The organism is Streptomyces sp. NPDC107521, from assembly GCF_055598485.1.
In genome coordinates this window covers 56,540-72,444 of record NZ_JBVKAT010000006.1, presented here as the reverse complement: position 1 = coordinate 72,444, position 15,905 = coordinate 56,540, and the positions used below count along the sequence as shown (strand labels likewise).

At 74.0% G+C, this 15,905-nt stretch carries 13 protein-coding genes; 6 read left to right on the top strand and 7 right to left on the bottom strand.

Features of this window, described 5'->3' with window-relative positions; all coding sequences use genetic code 11:
- The first annotated feature begins 77 nt into the window (after positions 1 to 77).
- Positions 78 to 2,519 carry a galactose oxidase-like domain-containing protein gene (locus ACZ7LB_RS11570; protein ID WP_471467278.1) on the top strand — a complete coding sequence of 814 codons (2,442 nt, stop codon included), beginning with the start codon at positions 78 to 80 and terminating at the stop codon, positions 2,517 to 2,519.
- Between the two features lie 158 nt (positions 2,520 to 2,677).
- Here the strand turns inward: ACZ7LB_RS11570 and ACZ7LB_RS11565 are convergent, their stop codons facing one another.
- The 3 genes from ACZ7LB_RS11565 to trhA form a co-directional block, all read right to left on the bottom strand.
- On the bottom strand, positions 2,678 to 3,418 hold the full coding sequence (locus ACZ7LB_RS11565; protein ID WP_471467277.1) for a Mut7-C RNAse domain-containing protein: 741 nt from the start codon (positions 3,416 to 3,418) through the stop codon (positions 2,678 to 2,680).
- Between the two features lie 58 nt (positions 3,419 to 3,476).
- A complete protein-coding gene (locus ACZ7LB_RS11560) occupies positions 3,477 to 4,130 on the bottom strand; it encodes a TetR/AcrR family transcriptional regulator (protein ID WP_471467275.1) in 654 nt (217 codons plus the stop codon).
- 150 nt (positions 4,131 to 4,280) lie between these two features.
- On the bottom strand, positions 4,281 to 4,985 hold the full coding sequence (gene trhA / locus ACZ7LB_RS11555) for a PAQR family membrane homeostasis protein TrhA (RefSeq protein ID WP_471467274.1): 705 nt from the start codon (positions 4,983 to 4,985) through the stop codon (positions 4,281 to 4,283).
- Between the two features lie 386 nt (positions 4,986 to 5,371).
- On the opposite strand from trhA, the gene ACZ7LB_RS11550 reads away from it, so the two are divergent.
- Entirely contained in the window at positions 5,372 to 7,195 is a 1,824-nt protein-coding gene (locus ACZ7LB_RS11550; RefSeq protein ID WP_471467272.1) for a phosphoenolpyruvate carboxykinase (GTP), read from the top strand.
- A gap of 211 nt (positions 7,196 to 7,406) precedes the next feature.
- Here ACZ7LB_RS11550 and ACZ7LB_RS11545 read toward each other — a convergent pair whose 3' ends face one another.
- Together ACZ7LB_RS11545 and ACZ7LB_RS11540 are read right to left on the bottom strand one after the other, a co-directional pair.
- Positions 7,407 to 7,823: an SCO4983 family protein gene (locus ACZ7LB_RS11545; RefSeq protein WP_471467270.1), complete on the bottom strand. Its 417-nt coding sequence runs from the start codon at positions 7,821 to 7,823 to the stop codon at positions 7,407 to 7,409.
- Between the two features lie 212 nt (positions 7,824 to 8,035).
- On the bottom strand, positions 8,036 to 9,247 hold the full coding sequence (locus ACZ7LB_RS11540) for a pyridoxal phosphate-dependent aminotransferase (RefSeq protein ID WP_471467268.1): 1,212 nt from the start codon (positions 9,245 to 9,247) through the stop codon (positions 8,036 to 8,038).
- A 236-nt stretch (positions 9,248 to 9,483) separates the two neighbouring features.
- Here ACZ7LB_RS11540 and ACZ7LB_RS11535 point away from each other — a divergent pair, with 236 nt between their 5' ends.
- Entirely contained in the window at positions 9,484 to 10,383 is a 900-nt protein-coding gene (locus ACZ7LB_RS11535) for a S1 family peptidase (RefSeq protein WP_471467266.1), read from the top strand.
- Positions 10,384 to 10,469: 86 nt separating this feature from the next.
- Here ACZ7LB_RS11535 and ACZ7LB_RS11530 read toward each other — a convergent pair whose 3' ends face one another.
- Both ACZ7LB_RS11530 and ACZ7LB_RS11525 read right to left on the bottom strand, forming a co-directional pair.
- A complete protein-coding gene (locus tag ACZ7LB_RS11530; protein WP_471467264.1) occupies positions 10,470 to 12,080 on the bottom strand; it encodes an N-acyl-D-amino-acid deacylase family protein in 1,611 nt (536 codons plus the stop codon).
- A 17-nt stretch (positions 12,081 to 12,097) separates the two neighbouring features.
- Positions 12,098 to 13,510, bottom strand: coding sequence for a type III PLP-dependent enzyme domain-containing protein (locus ACZ7LB_RS11525; RefSeq protein ID WP_471467262.1), 1,413 nt, complete (start codon positions 13,508 to 13,510; stop codon positions 12,098 to 12,100).
- A gap of 140 nt (positions 13,511 to 13,650) precedes the next feature.
- Here ACZ7LB_RS11525 and ACZ7LB_RS11520 point away from each other — a divergent pair, with 140 nt between their 5' ends.
- The 3 genes from ACZ7LB_RS11520 to ACZ7LB_RS11510 are packed head-to-tail and all read left to right on the top strand — an operon-like array spanning position 13,651 to position 15,892.
- Positions 13,651 to 14,703: a sugar kinase gene (locus ACZ7LB_RS11520; protein WP_471467261.1), complete on the top strand. Its 1,053-nt coding sequence runs from the start codon at positions 13,651 to 13,653 to the stop codon at positions 14,701 to 14,703.
- Positions 14,700 to 15,485 carry an IclR family transcriptional regulator gene (locus ACZ7LB_RS11515; protein ID WP_471467259.1) on the top strand — a complete coding sequence of 262 codons (786 nt, stop codon included), beginning with the start codon at positions 14,700 to 14,702 and terminating at the stop codon, positions 15,483 to 15,485. The genes ACZ7LB_RS11520 and ACZ7LB_RS11515 overlap by 4 nt, the downstream gene beginning before the upstream one ends.
- Complete coding sequence (locus tag ACZ7LB_RS11510) at positions 15,482 to 15,892, top strand: RidA family protein (RefSeq protein WP_471467257.1); 411 nt, start codon at positions 15,482 to 15,484, stop codon at positions 15,890 to 15,892. The genes ACZ7LB_RS11515 and ACZ7LB_RS11510 overlap by 4 nt, the downstream gene beginning before the upstream one ends.
- Positions 15,893 to 15,905: the final 13 nt, after the last annotated feature.

Sequence of the window (15,905 nt, the reverse complement as noted above, 5' to 3'; positions counted from 1 at the left end):
ACCCGCGCCCCGCGTCCCGCCGGGACCGCGGCGCGGGCCCGCCTCCCGCGCAGCCGCCGAAGCCCCAGGAGGACCGCATGAGACACCGCCACCGAACCGGCCACCGCCCCCGCCGGGGCCCCGGACGCCGGAGCGCCGCCCTGCTCGCGGTGGGCGCGCTCACCACCGGACTGCTGCTCACCGCCCCCCAGTCCGCCGCCGCGGCCAACCTGATCAGCAACCCGGGCTTCGAGACGCCCGGACCCGACGGCATGCCGTACTGCTGGGAGAAGTCCGGCTGGGGCGACAACGACTTCACCTTCACCACCACCTCCGACGCCCGCACCGGCACCGCCGCCATGAAGGTCGAGCTGACCCGCCGCGCCGACGGCGACCGCAAGGCCCTGATCACCGAGTCCGCCGCCTGCGCGCCGGTGGTCGCCGCCGGGCGCCAGTACGACCTGTCGCTCTGGTACAGGTCGACCACCCCGGACGCCTCCCTGACCCTCTTCCGGCACGACGCCGCCGGCGGCTGGCAGTACTGGACCGACCTCAAGACCCTGGCCCCGGCCGCCGACTGGACCGAGGCGGGAGTGCGCACCCCCGAGGTCCCCGCCGGCACCGACCGCATCAGCTGGGGCGTCTCCGTCCACGGCACCGGCTCGGTCACCACCGACGACTACGCCATGGAGCAGGTCCCCCTGCCCGACCCCGACCCCGGCTGCACCGCCCTCGCCGAGGACTGCGCCGACGGCCGCTGGGAGGTGCTGCCCACCGAGAACCCGGTCCGCTCCATGCACTCCGTGGTCCTCCACAACGGCAAGGTGCTGCTGATCGCCGGCAGCGGCAACGACCCGGAGATGTTCAGGGCGGGCACCTTCACCTCCGCCGTCTACGACCCGGCCACCGGCGCCTACCGGACCGTGCCGACGCCCAAGGACATGTTCTGCGCCGGGCACGTCCAGCTCCAGGACGGCCGCGTCCTCGTGATGAGCGGCAACGCCGGATACCCCTCCGCCGACGGCACCGTCGGCTACCAGGGCTTCAAGGACTCCTACGTCTTCGACCCCGCGACGGAGACGTACACGAGGACCAACGACATGAACGACGGCCACTGGTACCCGTCGGCGACCGTCCTCGGCAACGGCGACGTCCTCTCCTTCGGCGGGCTGCGCGAGGACTCCACCGGCTCGGTCACCGCCGAACGCTGGTCCGACCGGGACCAGAAGTGGCTGCCCACCTGGCAGGTCAACCAGACCTGGTCCTACTGGGGCCTCTACCCGTCGATGATCCTCATGCAGGACGGCCGCCTCTTCTACTCCGGCAGCCATGTCTTCGGCAACAACATCCCCGGCACCGGCGCCGCCGTCTACGACTACGACGCCAACACCGTCACCCAGGTCCCCGGACTCCAGGACAAGGACGTGCGGGACCAGTCCGCCAGCGTGCTGCTGCCCCCGGCGCAGGACCAGCGGGTGCTGACCATCGGCGGCGGCAACATCGACTCCAACCCGGACGCCAACCGGCTCACCGACATCATCGACCTCAAGCGCCCCGACCCCGCCTACACCCCCGGGCCCCCGCTCCCGCAGGGCACCGTCGACCTCGGCAACGGACCCGTCCCGCAGACCGGCGCCCAGGGCAAGATGTACGTCTCCGCCGTGCTGCTGCCCGACGGCAGCGTCCTGGAGACCGGCGGCGCCCTCCACAACCGGGCCGACCCCGTCTTCGAGTCCTCCCTCTTCGACCCGGCGACCGGGACCTTCGACCCGGTGGCCGCCGACCCCCAGGCCCGCGGCTACCACTCGTCGTCGTTCCTGCTGCCCGACGGCCGGGTCATGTCCACCGGCGACAACCCGGGCAACGGCTCCTGGAACCACAACGTGTCCGTCTACAGCCCGCCCTACCTCTTCCGGGGCGAACGGCCCGTCATCACCTCGCTGATCGACACCGAGTGGACCTACGGCGACACCCAGCGCATCACCGTCGACCGGCCCATCGCCAAGGCCGAGCTGATCCGCCCGGCCGCCGTCACCCACTCCTCCGACCCCAACCAGCGGTTCGTGGACCTGCCGCTCTCGGTGGACGGCACCACCGTCGACCTCAATGTCACCGCCAACCCCGACCTGGCCCCGCCCGGCTGGTACATGCTCTTCGCGGTCGACGCCAACGGCGTGCCCTCGGTGGCCAAGTGGGTCCACCTCCAGGGCCCGCCCGCGCTTGCCGCCGCGCAGCCCTCCGGGCACGCCCACGACTTCGCCGGGGCGCTCTCCGGCAAGGTGACCGGGCCCGGCCGCGAGCGCGCCTCCCAGCCCGTCAGCCCCACCGTCTCCGGCTGCGACCGGCACTACGGCTCCGCCAACGTCTGCGTGCCGACCGCCTTCCCCGACGAGGTGGCGCCCACCGCCGCCGCCCGCTGCGACTGGCTGCGGCGCAACGACTACGGCGTCCTGAAGGTCAACGGCGACGACCCGCTGCGCCTGGACCGCGACCGCGACGGCACCGCCTGCGGCCCGGGGGACGCGCGCGGCCGGAGCTAGGGCCTCCCGTTCGGATCGGGCCGGGCGCGCGGGGTCCGGCCCGATCCAGACGAAAGACCCCAGGACCCGGGGCCGCCCGTGCTCCCTCAGGGGGACCCGGGCGGCCCCCGGCCCCCGGCCCCCAAAGCTCAGCCCCGGCCGCCCTCCCGGGGCGGCCCTCAGCCCCGGCCGCCCTCCGGCGCGAAGGCCGTGACGGCGCGCTCCACGATGGCCTCCAACTGCTCGTGGTGCGCGCCCTTCCAGTAGGCCCGCCCGCAGTCGCCGCACCGCGCGAACACGTCGTACGAGCGCCGGGTGCCGCCCTTGAGCTGACCGGCCACCTCCTCCGGGGTGGCCCGCCGCAGCAGACCGTTGCAGGCGGTGCAGCGGGTCCACGGGCGCAGCTCGGGCCGGAACCGGTCCAGCACCTCGTCGAGCTGCTCCTCGGGGCGGGTGCTGTAGACGAAGGCGCCCGCCCACGGCTCGCGGCGGCGCAGCAGCCCCCGGTCGCGGCTGAGCAGGACCCGCTTCTCCGCCGCCGACAGCGCGGCGAGCGCCGGGTCGCCCAGGTCCGTCGACTCGTACGCGGTGTCGACGCCGAGCAGGCGGAGCCGCCGGGCGAGGGTGCCCAGGTGCACGTCGAGGAGGAAGCGCAGCGGGGCGCCCGGCACCCGCTGGGGGCGCGGCACGGTGTCGACCTCCACCGACTCGCCGCCGGAGGGCACATGGCCGCGCGGCACCTCCCGGCCGTCGCACCGGATCGCGCCGACCTCGGTCAGCGGGACACCGAGGGACTCGACGACATGACCGAGGGTGGAGACCCCGTCGGCGGCGACGGACGCGGTGCCGTCCCGCCGGGCCGCGGGGGCGAACACGAGCAGTCCGGGGGCGAGGGCGACACGGATCTCGGAAGGCTTCACCCGGCCCAGGATGCCATGGGGGCGGGCGGCGGCACGCGGGTGCCGCACGGGCGGGCGGTCAGCCCCCGACGAGCGGGCGGTCAGCCCCCGGGGTGGCCAGCCCGTCCTCCAGGACGGTCAGCGCGCGGTCGACCAGGCCGCCGAGGTCGTCCTCGTGGCCGTGCTCGGCCCAGTACTGGGAGACCTCCAGCAGGCCGCCGACCAGGGACATCGACAGCACCCGCACCTCCAGGCCGTCCGGGTCCAGCCCGGTGCGGTCCCCGACGGCGCGGGCCAGCAGCCGCCCGGTGACGGACACGCTCTGGAGCATCCGGGAGCGCACCGCCGGGACCTCGGCCATCAGCCGGGTGCGCATCCGGGTCAGCTCCGGCTCCTCCTCGACGCCGCGGACGACGGCGCTGCGCAGCACGTGCCGCAGCGAGGCGCGCCACGGCTCACCGGCGGGGCGGGCGGTCAGCTCGGCTACCAGCAGCGGGTCGTGCTCGTCGGTGAGGACGATGTCCTCCCTGGTGGGGAAGTAGCGCAGGACCGTCGACGGCGAGACCTCGGCGCGCTCGGCGATCCGCTCCACCGTGGCGGCGTCGTACCCCTGCTCCCGGATCAGCGCGTAGGCCGCGGCGCGGATGGCCAGGCGGGTCTTGGTCTTCTTCCGTTCCCGCAGACCGGGCTGCGGACGGTCGGCGGGGGAGAGCGGGGAGCGTGCGGCCGTCATGCGGTCATTGTCGGGCATCGGGCGCGGGCGGGGCCACGGCCTGAACGGCCGGGGCGCACCGGCCCGGGAGGGGGCGCGGGCGCACGCGAGGGGCCACGGCGGGGAGACCGTGGCCCGGGGGAGAAGGGGGACGGGGTGGGTGCCGCCGGATCAGTACGCGACGAGGGAGATGCCCACGTAGTGCGCGATGAAGGCGGCCAGGGTGAAGGAGTGGAAGACCTCGTGGAAGCCGAACCAGCGCGGTGACGGGTTGGGGCGCTTGATGCCGTAGATGACGCCGCCCGCGCTGTAGAGCAGGCCGCCGACGATCACCAGGACCAGGACGGCGATGCCGCCGGTCCGCATGAAGTCGGGCAGGTAGAAGACGGACGCCCAGCCCATGGCGAGGTAGCAGGGGGTGTAGAGCCAGCGCGGGGCGCCGACCCAGAAGACGCGGAAGGCGATGCCGGCCGCCGCCGCCGCCCAGATTCCCCAGAGCAGCCACTGCCCCTGGGCCTCCGGGAGGAGAAGGATCGTCAGCGGGGTGTAGGTGCCGGCGATGATCAGGAAGATGTTGGCGTGGTCCAGCCGCCGCAGGACGCCGTCCATGCGCGGGGTCCAGTCGCCCCGGTGGTACAGCGCGCTCACGCCGAACAGCAGACAGGCCGTCAGGACGTAGATCCCGCAGGCGACGCGGCCCCTGGTCGTCTCCGCGAGCGCGGTGAGCACCAGGCCGGCGACGAGGACGGCCGGGAACATCCCGAGATGGAGCCAGCCGCGCAGCTTCGGCTTCACCGGGTGCGGCGGGGGGAGCGGAACGGGGGCGGGGCCGGCGGCCGGCCTGTCCCCGGGAACGTCGTGGGCGGGCGCAGTCATGGCCGCATCGTACCTACGCCACCGTAGGTTACGCGTCAGTACGGCCGTGTGATCCATGCCGGGCGGCGTGCGGTGCCGCGCCATTCTTCCACGGGCCGCCCCGGAGCCCGGCGGGCAGGGGGGTGTTCGCCGCCGCGGGTAAAAGAAGTTTCAGCCGAAGGTCGGGTGAACGCAAAAAAACACGGAGAAGTGCCCAGGTCCGTGGCGATCGTCACGCCGCTCAAGTGTGAGGCCCTCTGGACATATGGGCGCGGGCGTCGGATGATCAAATGAGTGCGGTCGGCACCGGATGAGCGGCATGGGGTCTCGGCGGGAACCCATGGGACGCATCCGGGTCGCAGCCCCCACGGGGCCTCCCACCCGAAAACCCTCATCAAGGAGCAATCGTGGCGCCCGACATCGCGGCTCCCCCCGTCCTCCCCACCCGGCACCGGGAACTGGCCTCATGGGTCGACGAGATCGCCGGACTGACCCAGCCGGACCGCGTGGTCTGGTGCGACGGTTCCGAGGCCGAGTACGAGCGGCTGTGCGAGGAGCTGGTGGAGAAGGGCACCTTCGTCCGGCTCGACCCGGTCAAGCGCCCCAACTCCTTCTACGCCGCCTCCGACCCCTCCGACGTCGCGCGGGTCGAGGACCGCACCTTCATCTGCTCCGCCGAGGAGGAGGACGCGGGCCCGACCAACCACTGGAAGGACCCCGCCGAGATGCGGGAGATCTTCACCGGCGCCGACGGGCTGTTCCGGGGCGCCATGCGCGGCCGGACCATGTACGTCGTCCCCTTCTGCATGGGTCCGCTCGGCTCCCCGCTCTCCGCGCTCGGCGTCGAGATCACCGACTCCGCCTACGTCGCCGCCTCCATGCGCACCATGACCCGCATGGGACAGCCGGTCCTGGACGAGCTGGGCGAGGACGGCTTCTTCGTCCGGGCGGTGCACACCGTGGGCGCCCCGCTGGAGCCCGGCGGGCAGGACGTGCCCTGGCCGTGCAGCACCACCAAGTACATCTCCCACTTCCCCGAGGACCGCGAGATCTGGTCCTACGGCTCCGGCTACGGCGGCAACGCGCTGCTCGGCAAGAAGTGCTACGCCCTGCGCATCGCCTCCGTCATGGCCCGTGACGAGGGCTGGCTCGCGGAGCACATGCTGGTGCTGAAGCTCACCCCGCCCACCGGCGAGGCCAAGTACGTCGCCGCCGCCTTCCCCTCCGCCTGCGGCAAGACCAACCTCGCCATGCTGGAGCCCTCCGTCCCCGGCTGGACGGTGGAGACCATCGGCGACGACATCGCCTGGATGCGCTTCGGCGAGGACGGCCGCCTCTACGCGATCAACCCCGAGGCCGGCTTCTTCGGCGTCGCGCCCGGCACCGGTGAGCACACCAACGCCAACGCGATGAAGACGCTGTGGGGCAACTCCGTCTTCACCAACGTCGCCCTCACCGACGACGGCGACGTGTGGTGGGAGGGGATGACCGAGGAGACCCCGGCCCACCTCACCGACTGGAAGGGCCAGGACTGGACCCCGGCGTCCGGCACCCCGGCCGCCCACCCCAACGCCCGCTTCACCACCCCCGCCGCGCAGTGCCCGATCATCGCGCCGGAGTGGGAGGACCCCCGGGGCGTGCCGATCTCCGCGATCCTCTTCGGCGGCCGCCGCGCCTCCGCCGTCCCGCTGGTCACCGAGTCCTTCGACTGGAACCACGGCGTCTTCCTCGGCGCCAACGTGGCCTCCGAGAAGACCGCCGCCGCCGAGGGCAAGGTGGGCGAGCTGCGCCGCGACCCGTTCGCCATGCTGCCGTTCTGCGGCTACAACATGGGCGACTACATGGGCCACTGGATCGACGTCGCCAAGGACAAGGACCCGGCCAAGCTGCCCCGGATCTACTACGTCAACTGGTTCCGCAAGGACGACCAGGGGCGGTTCGTCTGGCCCGGCTTCGGCGAGAACAGCCGGGTGCTGAAGTGGATCGTCGAGCGGCTGGAGGGCCGGGCCGAGGGCGTCGGGACGCCGATCGGCGTGCTGCCGACCAAGGAGTCCCTGGACACCGAGGGGCTCGACCTGCCCGAGGCCGACCTGGACTTCCTGCTCAGCGTCGACAAGGAGGTCTGGCGCGAGGAGGCGGCGCTCGTCCCCGACCACCTGAACACCTTCGGCGACCACACCCCCGCCGAGCTGTGGGAGCAGTACCGGGCGCTGGTGGAGCGCCTGGGCTGACCTCCCGCCACCCGCTCCGCGGCCGGTCCGACTAGCCCTGACCCGCGAAGTCGTCACGAAGGCCGGCCGCGAGGGGGCCGCTCCCCGCTCCAGTGGCTCGAACTTCCCCGGAGCGGAGGCGGCCCCGCACCACGGGCCGGGGCCCCGCACAACGGCGTGCGGGGCCCCGGCCCGAGAACGTTTCCGGGCCCGCCGCGGCGGGCCCCGGCCCTCAGGCCGCCAGCTCCCGGCGCTCCCCGGCGGCGGCGTGGGCGTCCATCCGCTCGGCGGCCAGGATCGCGGCGGCGGTGTCGGCGCGCGAGGCGGCCACCACCAGGGCGCGGCCGGCCAGGGTGTGCGCCCTGCGGTGCAGGGCGGCCGGGCGCCGCGCGGCGGGCGCGGACGGCAGGGGTGCGCGGACCGGCGCGCGGCCTCCCCGCAACCGGGCGACCTGCTCGGCGAGCCGGTCGGCGGCGGTGTCCAGATCACCGGAGGGCGCCATCGCGCGCAGCTCGTCCGTGGCGGCGAGCAGCGCGGAGAGATGGCCCGCGAGCTGGATGTCCAGCTCGTCCTCACGGGACCGGCCGGGGAAGTCCGCGGGGGCGCCGGCCGTGCTGTGGACCGATGTGCTGCGGATCGGTTCGTACATGGAACGGCCTCCTGACTGCTTTCAGGAAACCATCCTACATTGGATCGAGTCTAAAATGAGGGCCGTGTCGGGCCGTGCGGGGTCCGGGACGTGGTGGACCGGGCGTCCGGCGGCGCGGACCGGATGTGCGGCGGCGCGGCCCGGGGGCCCGGGGCCGCGCGGGCCGGGCGCCTGGGCCGCGCGGGCCGGGACGCCCGGCCGTGCGGGGGGCTTCAGACCTGGCCGTAGCCGTCGAGGAAGGTGCCGATGCGCTCCACCGCGTCCCGCAGGTCCCCGGCGGCCGGCAGGGTCACCACCCGGAAGTGGTCGGGATCGGGCCAGTTGAAGCCGGTGCCCTGGACGACCATGATCTTCTCCTGTCGCAGCAGGTCCAGGACCATCCGCCGGTCGTCCTTGATCTTGTACACCGCGGGGTCCAGCCGCGGGAACAGGTACAGCGCGCCCTTCGGCTTCACACAGCTCACCCCGGGGATGCGGGTCAGCGCCTCGTAGGCCGCGTCCCGCTGCTCGCGCAGCCGGCCGCCGGGCAGGACGAGGTCGTCGATGGTCTGCCGTCCGCCGAGCGCGGCCACCACCCCGTGCTGGCCCGGCATGTTGGCGCACAGCCGCATGTTGGCCAGGATCGTCAGGCCCTCGATGTAGGACTCCGCGTGCGCGCGGGGGCCCGAGATCGCCATCCAGCCCACCCGGTACCCGGCCACCCGGTACGCCTTCGACATGCCGTTGAAGGTCAGGGTGAGCAGGTCGGGGGCGACGGAGGCGGTCGGGATGTGGACGGCGTCGTCGTACAGGATGCGGTCGTAGATCTCGTCGGAGCAGACCAGCAGGTTGTGGCGGCGGGCCAGGTCGGTCAGCCCGCGCAGCACGCTCTCGTCGTAGACCGCGCCGGTGGGGTTGTTCGGGTTGATGATGACCAGGGCCTTGGTGCGGTCGGTGATCTTCCGCTCCAGGTCGGCCAGGTCGGGCATCCAGTCGGACTGCTCGTCGCAGCGGTAGTGCACCGCGGTGCCGCCGGACAGGGAGACGGCGGCCGTCCAGAGCGGGTAGTCCGGGGCCGGTACGAGCACCTCGTCGCCGTCGTCCAGGAGGGCCTGCATGGCCATCACGATCAGCTCGGAGACGCCGTTGCCGATGAAGACGTGCTCGACGTCGGTCTCGATGCCGAGGGTCTGGTTGTGCATCACCACGGCGCGGCGCGCGGCCAGCAGGCCCTTGGCGTCGCCGTAGCCGTGCGCGGACGAGACGTTGCGGAGGATGTCCTCCAGGATCTCGGGCGGGCACTCGAAGCCGAAGGCCGCCGGGTTGCCCGTGTTGAGCTTCAGGATGCGGTGACCGGCCGCTTCCAGCCGCATCGCCTCCTCGAGCACCGGGCCCCGGATCTCGTAACAGACGTTGGCGAGCTTGGTCGACTGGATCACCTGCATGTCCGTGAGCTTACGGCCCGGCCGCGGCGCGCGGGCCGTGTTGTCCGCCACGTGGAACCGGACGTTTCGCCGGATTCGTCACCCGGCCGGGCGGTGGGGGCGGGGGAGCGGGGGCGGGGAGGGGTCCGGAAGTGACCCGTTCGCCTTCTTGTGGGGTGCGCCGGTCATGTCAAAAATGTGCATGACAAAAAGGCCGCCGGAAGATCTCCGGTGCCCGCCTCAGAGGGGACCCCCACATGAAGAAGCCTCTCCTGGCCGTGCTCACCACCCTGGCCCTCACCGGCCTCGGCGCGGCACCGGCGCTCGCGTCGTCCGTCTCCCCCGCGCCCGCCCCGGCCCCGGCCGCGGCCGCCGTGCCCCGGGCCCACGCGACCTCCACCACCGCACAGCCCGCCGGCGCGCAGGCCGTCTCCTTCGCCGGGACCGTCGCGCTCAGCAACTGCTCGGGCGCCCTCGTCCGCCTGCCCTCCTCCGGCGACAACGACCCGGCGCTGGTGATGTCCAACGGCCACTGCCTGGAGACCGGCTTCCCGGCCGCCGGCCAGGTCCTCGTCGACCGCGCCTCCAGCCGGACCTTCAGCCTCCTCAACGCCGCCGGGACGCGCGTCGCGACCCTGCGCGCCGCCAAGCTCGCCTACGGCACGATGACCGACACGGACGTCTCCCTCTACCAGCTCACCAGCACCTACGCGCAGATCCGCACCTCCTCGGGGATCTCCCCGCTCACCCTCGCCGACACCCGCCCGGCCGCCGGGACCGCGATCACCGTCGTCTCCGGCTACTGGACGCGGACCTACTCCTGCTCGGTCGACGGCTTCGCCTACCGGCTGAAGGAGGGGCAGTGGACCTGGAAGGACTCCATCCGCTACACCTCCGCCTGCCAGACCATCGGCGGCACCTCCGGGTCGCCGGTCGTCGACAACGCCACCGGCAAGGTCGTCGCCGTCAACAACACCGGCAACGAGGACGGGGCCCGCTGCACCGACAACAACCCCTGCGAGGTCGCCGCCGACGGCACCGTCACCGTCCGCCGGGGCATCAACTACGCCCAGCAGAGCTACCAGATCCCCGGCTGCTTCGGCGCCGGCAACAAGCTGGACCTCACCCGCGCCGGATGCGCCCTGCCCAAGCCGTAACGGGAGCGGCCGGGCCCCGCGCCGGACGCGGAGCCCGGCACCCGCGACCCGGGCGCCCGCCCGCGCCGCTCACCGGGGCGTCCGCCTCACCGGGGCGTCCGGCGGACCGAGCGGCCCGCCAGGACGTCGGTGCGGCGGCCGTCCTCCACGGCGAACCGCCCGTCGACCAGGACGTGCGGGATGCCGACCGGCGGGCGGCGCGGCTCCTCGTAGGTGCTGCCCGCCGCGACCGTCACCGGGTCGAACAGGACCAGGTCGGCGCGGTACCCCTCGCGGACCAGGCCCCGGTCCGGCAGCCGCAGCCGGGCCGCGGGCCGGGAGGTGAGGTGGGCGACGCACTCCTCCAGCGAGAGCACGCCCAGCTCGCGCACGTAGCGCCCCAGATAGTGCGGGAAGGTGCCGTACGCCCGCGGATGGGGCCGGGTGCCCCGCAGGATGCCGTCCGAGCCGCCGGTGTGGACCCGGTGGCGCATGATCGCCCGGACGTTCTCCTCGTGGCCGACGTGCTGGAGGATCGTCGGCCCGAGCCGGTCGGCGAGCAGCAGGCGGCGGGCGACCGTCCAGGGGCTCTCCCCGCGCCGCCGCGCCGACTCCAGCACGGTGCGGCCGGTGTACCCGGCGAGCGCCGGGTCGGTCACGCCGGAGACCTCGATCGTGTCCCAGTCCACCGGCACCCCGTGGCAGCCGTCGGAGCCGGTCACCTCCAGGTCGTGCCGGATCCGCGCGGCGGTCGCGTCGTCGGCCAGCCGCCGCAGCGTCTCGGCGGGACCGCCCTCGCCCGCCCAGCTCGGCAGCAGCGCCGCCAGCGTGGTGCAGCCGGGGGTGTAGGGGTAGGTGTCCAGCGTGATGTCGGCCCCGGCGTCCAGGGCCCCGTCCAGCAGGGCCAGCAGCTCGGGGGCGCGGCCCTCGTTCTCGCCGAAGTTCATGGTCGCGTGGGCCAGGTGCAGCGGGCAGTCCGCCCGCCGGGCCAGCCGCACCATCTCCTCGTACGCCGCCAGCGCCCCGGCCCCGTAGGAGCGGTGGTGCGGGCAGTAGTAGCCGCCGTACCCGGCGACCACCCGGCACAGCTCGGTCAGCTCGGCGTCCTCGGCGTACATGCCGGGCGTGTAGGTCAGCCCGGAGGACATGCCGACCGCGCCCTCCTCCATGCCCCGCGCCACCAGCCGCCGCATCCGGTCCAGCTCGGCCGCGGTCGCCGGCCGGTCCTCCCAGCCGACGACGAGGGCGCGGACGGTGCCCTGCGGGATCAGGTAGGCGGCGTTCACGGCGATGCCCCGGTCCAGCCGGTCCAGGTACTCGCCGACCGACCGCCAGTCGAAGTCGATGTCGTCGCCGGGGCCGTTCCACCCGGCGATGGCGCTGCGCACCTCCCCGAGGGTCCGGTCGTCGACCGGCGCGTAGGACAGCCCGTCCTGGCCGATGACCTCCAGGGTGACGCCCTGGGCGACCTTGGCCCGGTGGTCGGGGTCGCGCAGCAGCGCCAGATCGCTGTGGGCGTGCATGTCGACGAAGCCGGGCGCCAGGACCAGGCCCTCGGCGTCCAGTTCGCGGCGGGCCCTGGGGCGCATGCAGCCCGCGGCCGCCGCCTCCTTGACGATGCCCGTGATGCGGCCGCGGTCGACGACGACGTCGGCGCGGTAGGAGTCCCCGCCCGAGCCGTCCACGACGTCGGCGTCCCGGATGACCAGCTCTTCCACCGGAACCTCCCCTCTTCCTAGAAGAACGTACGGATGTAGTCCACGACCGTCCCGTCCGCCCGGACGACGGGGATCAGCGGCCACTTGTCGAAGGCCGTGCAGGGGTGCGACAGGCCCATGCCGAGCCAGTCCCCGGGCGCCAGGACGGCTTCGGGCCCGGTGCGCAGCCAGGTGTGCTGGTCGGACAGCCCGCTCACCGCGATCCCGTCCGCCGGGCGCTCCGTGCCGTCGTCCCCGCGGACCACCTGGGCGGACGGCAGGTCGAGGTCGTAGGCGGCGTCCCGCTTGCCCGCGTTGGCGAACGCCTGCTCCGGGGAGGGCCGGGAGACCACCTGCGCCCAGAGGCGCAGCGCGGGCAGGAGCGCGCCCTCGTCGGGGACGCGGTTGAAGGGGGTCAGCTCCTTGTAGTGGCCGTCGTCGTGGGAGACGTACGCGCCCGAGCGGAGCAGCTTCAGCACCGGCCGGGACAGCTCGGGCACCTCGGCGAACACCTCGGCCACCGCGTCGAACCAGGCGCTGCCGCCCGCGCTCAGCACCACCTCGTCCACCCCGTCGAACCGGCCCGCCGCGTCCAGCTCCGCCGCCAGCGCCACCAGCCGCCGCAGCCAGGTGCGCACCCGCTCCGGGTCGGCCGCGGGCACCTCGCCCTCGTACCCGGCGACCCCGGCCAGCCGCAGCGTCCGCGTCCCGGCCACCGCGTCGGCCACCGCGGCGCACTCCGCCGCGGTGCGCGCCCCGGTGCGGGCGCCCTCCCCGGCGGCCAGCTCGACCACCACGTCCAGCGGGCGGACGGCCCCGGCCGCGGCCAGGGCGGCGTCCATCAGCTCGACGCCGCGCACCGAGTCGACGTAGCACAGGAAGCGGAAGTCCGGGTCGGCGTCCAGCTCGGCGGAGATCCGGCGCAGCGCGGCGGCGTCCACCACTTCGTTGGCGAGGAAGATCCGGCCGACGCCGAAGGCCCGCGCCACCCACACCTGGTGCGGCACCGCCAGGGTGACGCCCCAGGCGCCGTGCCCGATCTGGCGGTGGAAGAGCTGGGGGGCCATGGAGGTCTTGCCGTGCGGCGCGAAGGCCAGTCCGTGCCGGGCCGCGTAGGTCTCCATCAGCGCCAGGTTGTGCTCCAGGCGCTCGGCGGACAGGGTCAGGACGGGGGTGGTGAAGCCGCCGGTGAACAGGTTGCGGCGCTGGGCTGCCAGCTCCCCGACGGTCAGCCCGTCGGCGTCCGGCGGCAGCCCCTTGAAGCGGTGGTCGACGGGCTCCGCGGCCAGCCGGGCCAGGAGGGCGGGAGACTCCGGGCGGGTGGCGGGAGACTCCGGCCGGGTGGCGGGGGAGCCCGCACGGTCCGCCGGGCCGGGGCCCGTCCCGGGCGGTGCGCCCGTGCCGGGGTGTGCGCCGGTGTCGGTGTCGGTGCCGGTGGCGTCGCGGCCCATGGGCCTGCCCTCCTGAAGTGAGGCGTTGCAGTGTCCGCAACACTCATTGCGTATGTCGCTCACTGCTGTCTAACATCTCGCCCGATGCGTGGTCAACGGATTCGCCGGGCCCCGCGAGAGGACAAGGAGCCCACACCATCGTGACCGCCGACGGCCCCCGTGACACCACCCCGGACGTCGTCGTCGACGTCGTCGCGCTCGGCGAGTCCATGGTCACCTTCCTGCCCACGCGGCCCGGCCGCCTCGCCGACGTGCCCTCCTTCGACCGGGCCATCGGCGGCGCCGAGTCCAACGTGGCCTGCGTGCTGGCCGCCGCCGGACACCGCGTCCGCTGGGTCGGCCGGGTCGGCGCCGACGGCTTCGGCGACCACCTGGTGCGGGCCATCGCCGCCTACGGCGTCGACGTCTCCGCCGTGCGCCGCGACCCCGAGCGGCCCACCGGCATCTACTTCCGCACCGCCGGGGACCGCGCCACCGCCGCCCACGAGGTCGCCTACTACCGGGCCGGCTCCGCCGCCTCCGCCATGTCCCCGGACACCCTGGACCTGGCCGCCGTCCACTCCGGGCGCGTCCTGCACCTGTCCGGCATCACCGCGGCCCTCTCCCCCGACTGCCTCGCCCTGATGCGCGAGCTGACCACCCGCCGCCCCGGCCGCCCCCTGGTCTCCTTCGACGTCAACCACCGGCCCCGGCTGTGGCGCGGCGGCGACGGCCCCCGGGTCCTGCTGGAACTGGCCCGCGGCGCCGACGTCGTCTTCGTCGGCGAGGACGAGGCCTGGGGCGCCGGCGGCCCCCACGCGGTCCGGGCCGCCCTGCCCGAACCGGAGGTCCTGGTCGTCAAGCAGGGCGCCACCGGCGCCACCGCCTTCCACGGCCCCCACGTCACCACCGTCCCCGCCCTGAGCGTCGACGTCGTCGCCGCCGTCGGCGCCGGGGACGCCTTCGCCGCCGGGTTCCTCTCCGCCACCCTGCGCGGCCTGCCCGTACGGGACCGGCTGCGCCACGGCCACCTGATGGCCGCCGCCGCGCTCACCGTCCCCGGCGACCTCGCCGAGCCGCCCGCCCGCGACCTCGCGGACCGCCTGGCCGCCCTCGACGACGACGCGTGGGGCAGACTGCGACTGGGCCCCGGCTGGACCCGGACCGGCGAGGGAACCGGCCAGGGGGCCGACGAGGAGGTACGCACACCATGAGCCAGACCGTCGACCGCGCGCTCAGCATCCTGCCGCTGCTCGCGGAGGGCCCCGCCGACCTGGGCCGGGTCGCCGGCCGCCTCGGCGTCCACAAGTCCACCGCGCTGCGCCTGCTGCGCACCCTCCACGACCACGGCCTCGTCTACCGCCAGTCCGACCAGCGCTACCGCCTCGGCGCCCGGCTGATCGCCCTCGCCCAGGAGGCGATGGAGAACCTGGACGTCCGCGAGATCGCCCACCCCCACCTCGTCCGCCTCAACGAGCAGTGCGGGCACACCGTCCACCTCGCGGTCCAGGAGGACGGCGAGGTCCTCTACATCGACAAGGTCGAGAGCCGCTACCCGGTCCGCATGTACTCCCGGATCGGCAAGCCCGTCGCCATCACCGTCGCCGCCGTCGCCAAGCTGCTCCTCGCCGACCTCCCCGAGAGCGAGCGCCGGGCCATCGCCGACGACCTCGACTACCCCCTCTACACGGCCCGTTCGACGCCCCACGCCGACGCCTTCCTCAAGGAGCTGGCGGCTGTGCGCGACCAGGGCTGGGCCACCGACCTCGGCGGCCACGAGGAGTCCATCAACTGCATCGCCGCGCCCATCCGGGGCGCCGACGACCGGGTGGTCGCCGCGATGTCGGTCTCCGCGCCGAACGTCGTCGTCACCGCCGAGGAACTCCTCACCCTGCTCCCGCTGCTGCGCCGCACCGCGGACGCCATCAGCGGCGAGTACTCCGGCAGGACCCCCGTGCAACACCCCGAACACCGCTTCGAGAAGGACAGGGCATGACCGACAAGACCGCTCTCACCCCGGCCACCCACACCACGCCCCCGGCGAAGTTCTCCCACGGCGTCCGCAAGGGCAACATCCTCCAGGTCGCCGGTCAGGTCGGCTTCCTGCCCCACGAGGAGGGCAAGGCCCCGAGCCCGGCCGGCCCCACCCTGCGCGAGCAGACCCTCCAGACCCTGGCCAACGTCAAGTCCATCCTGGAGGAGGGCGGCGCGGGCTGGGACGACGTGATGATGATCCGCGTCTACCTGACCGACGTCGACCACTTCGCCGAGATGAACGCCCTCTACAACGCGTACTTCGAGGAGCAGGGCCTCACCCAGCCGCCCGCCGCCCGCACCACCGTCTACGTCGGTCTGCCCGCCGGGCTGCTCATCGAGATCGACGCGCTCGCCGTCCTCGGCTGACCGGGGGCGCGGG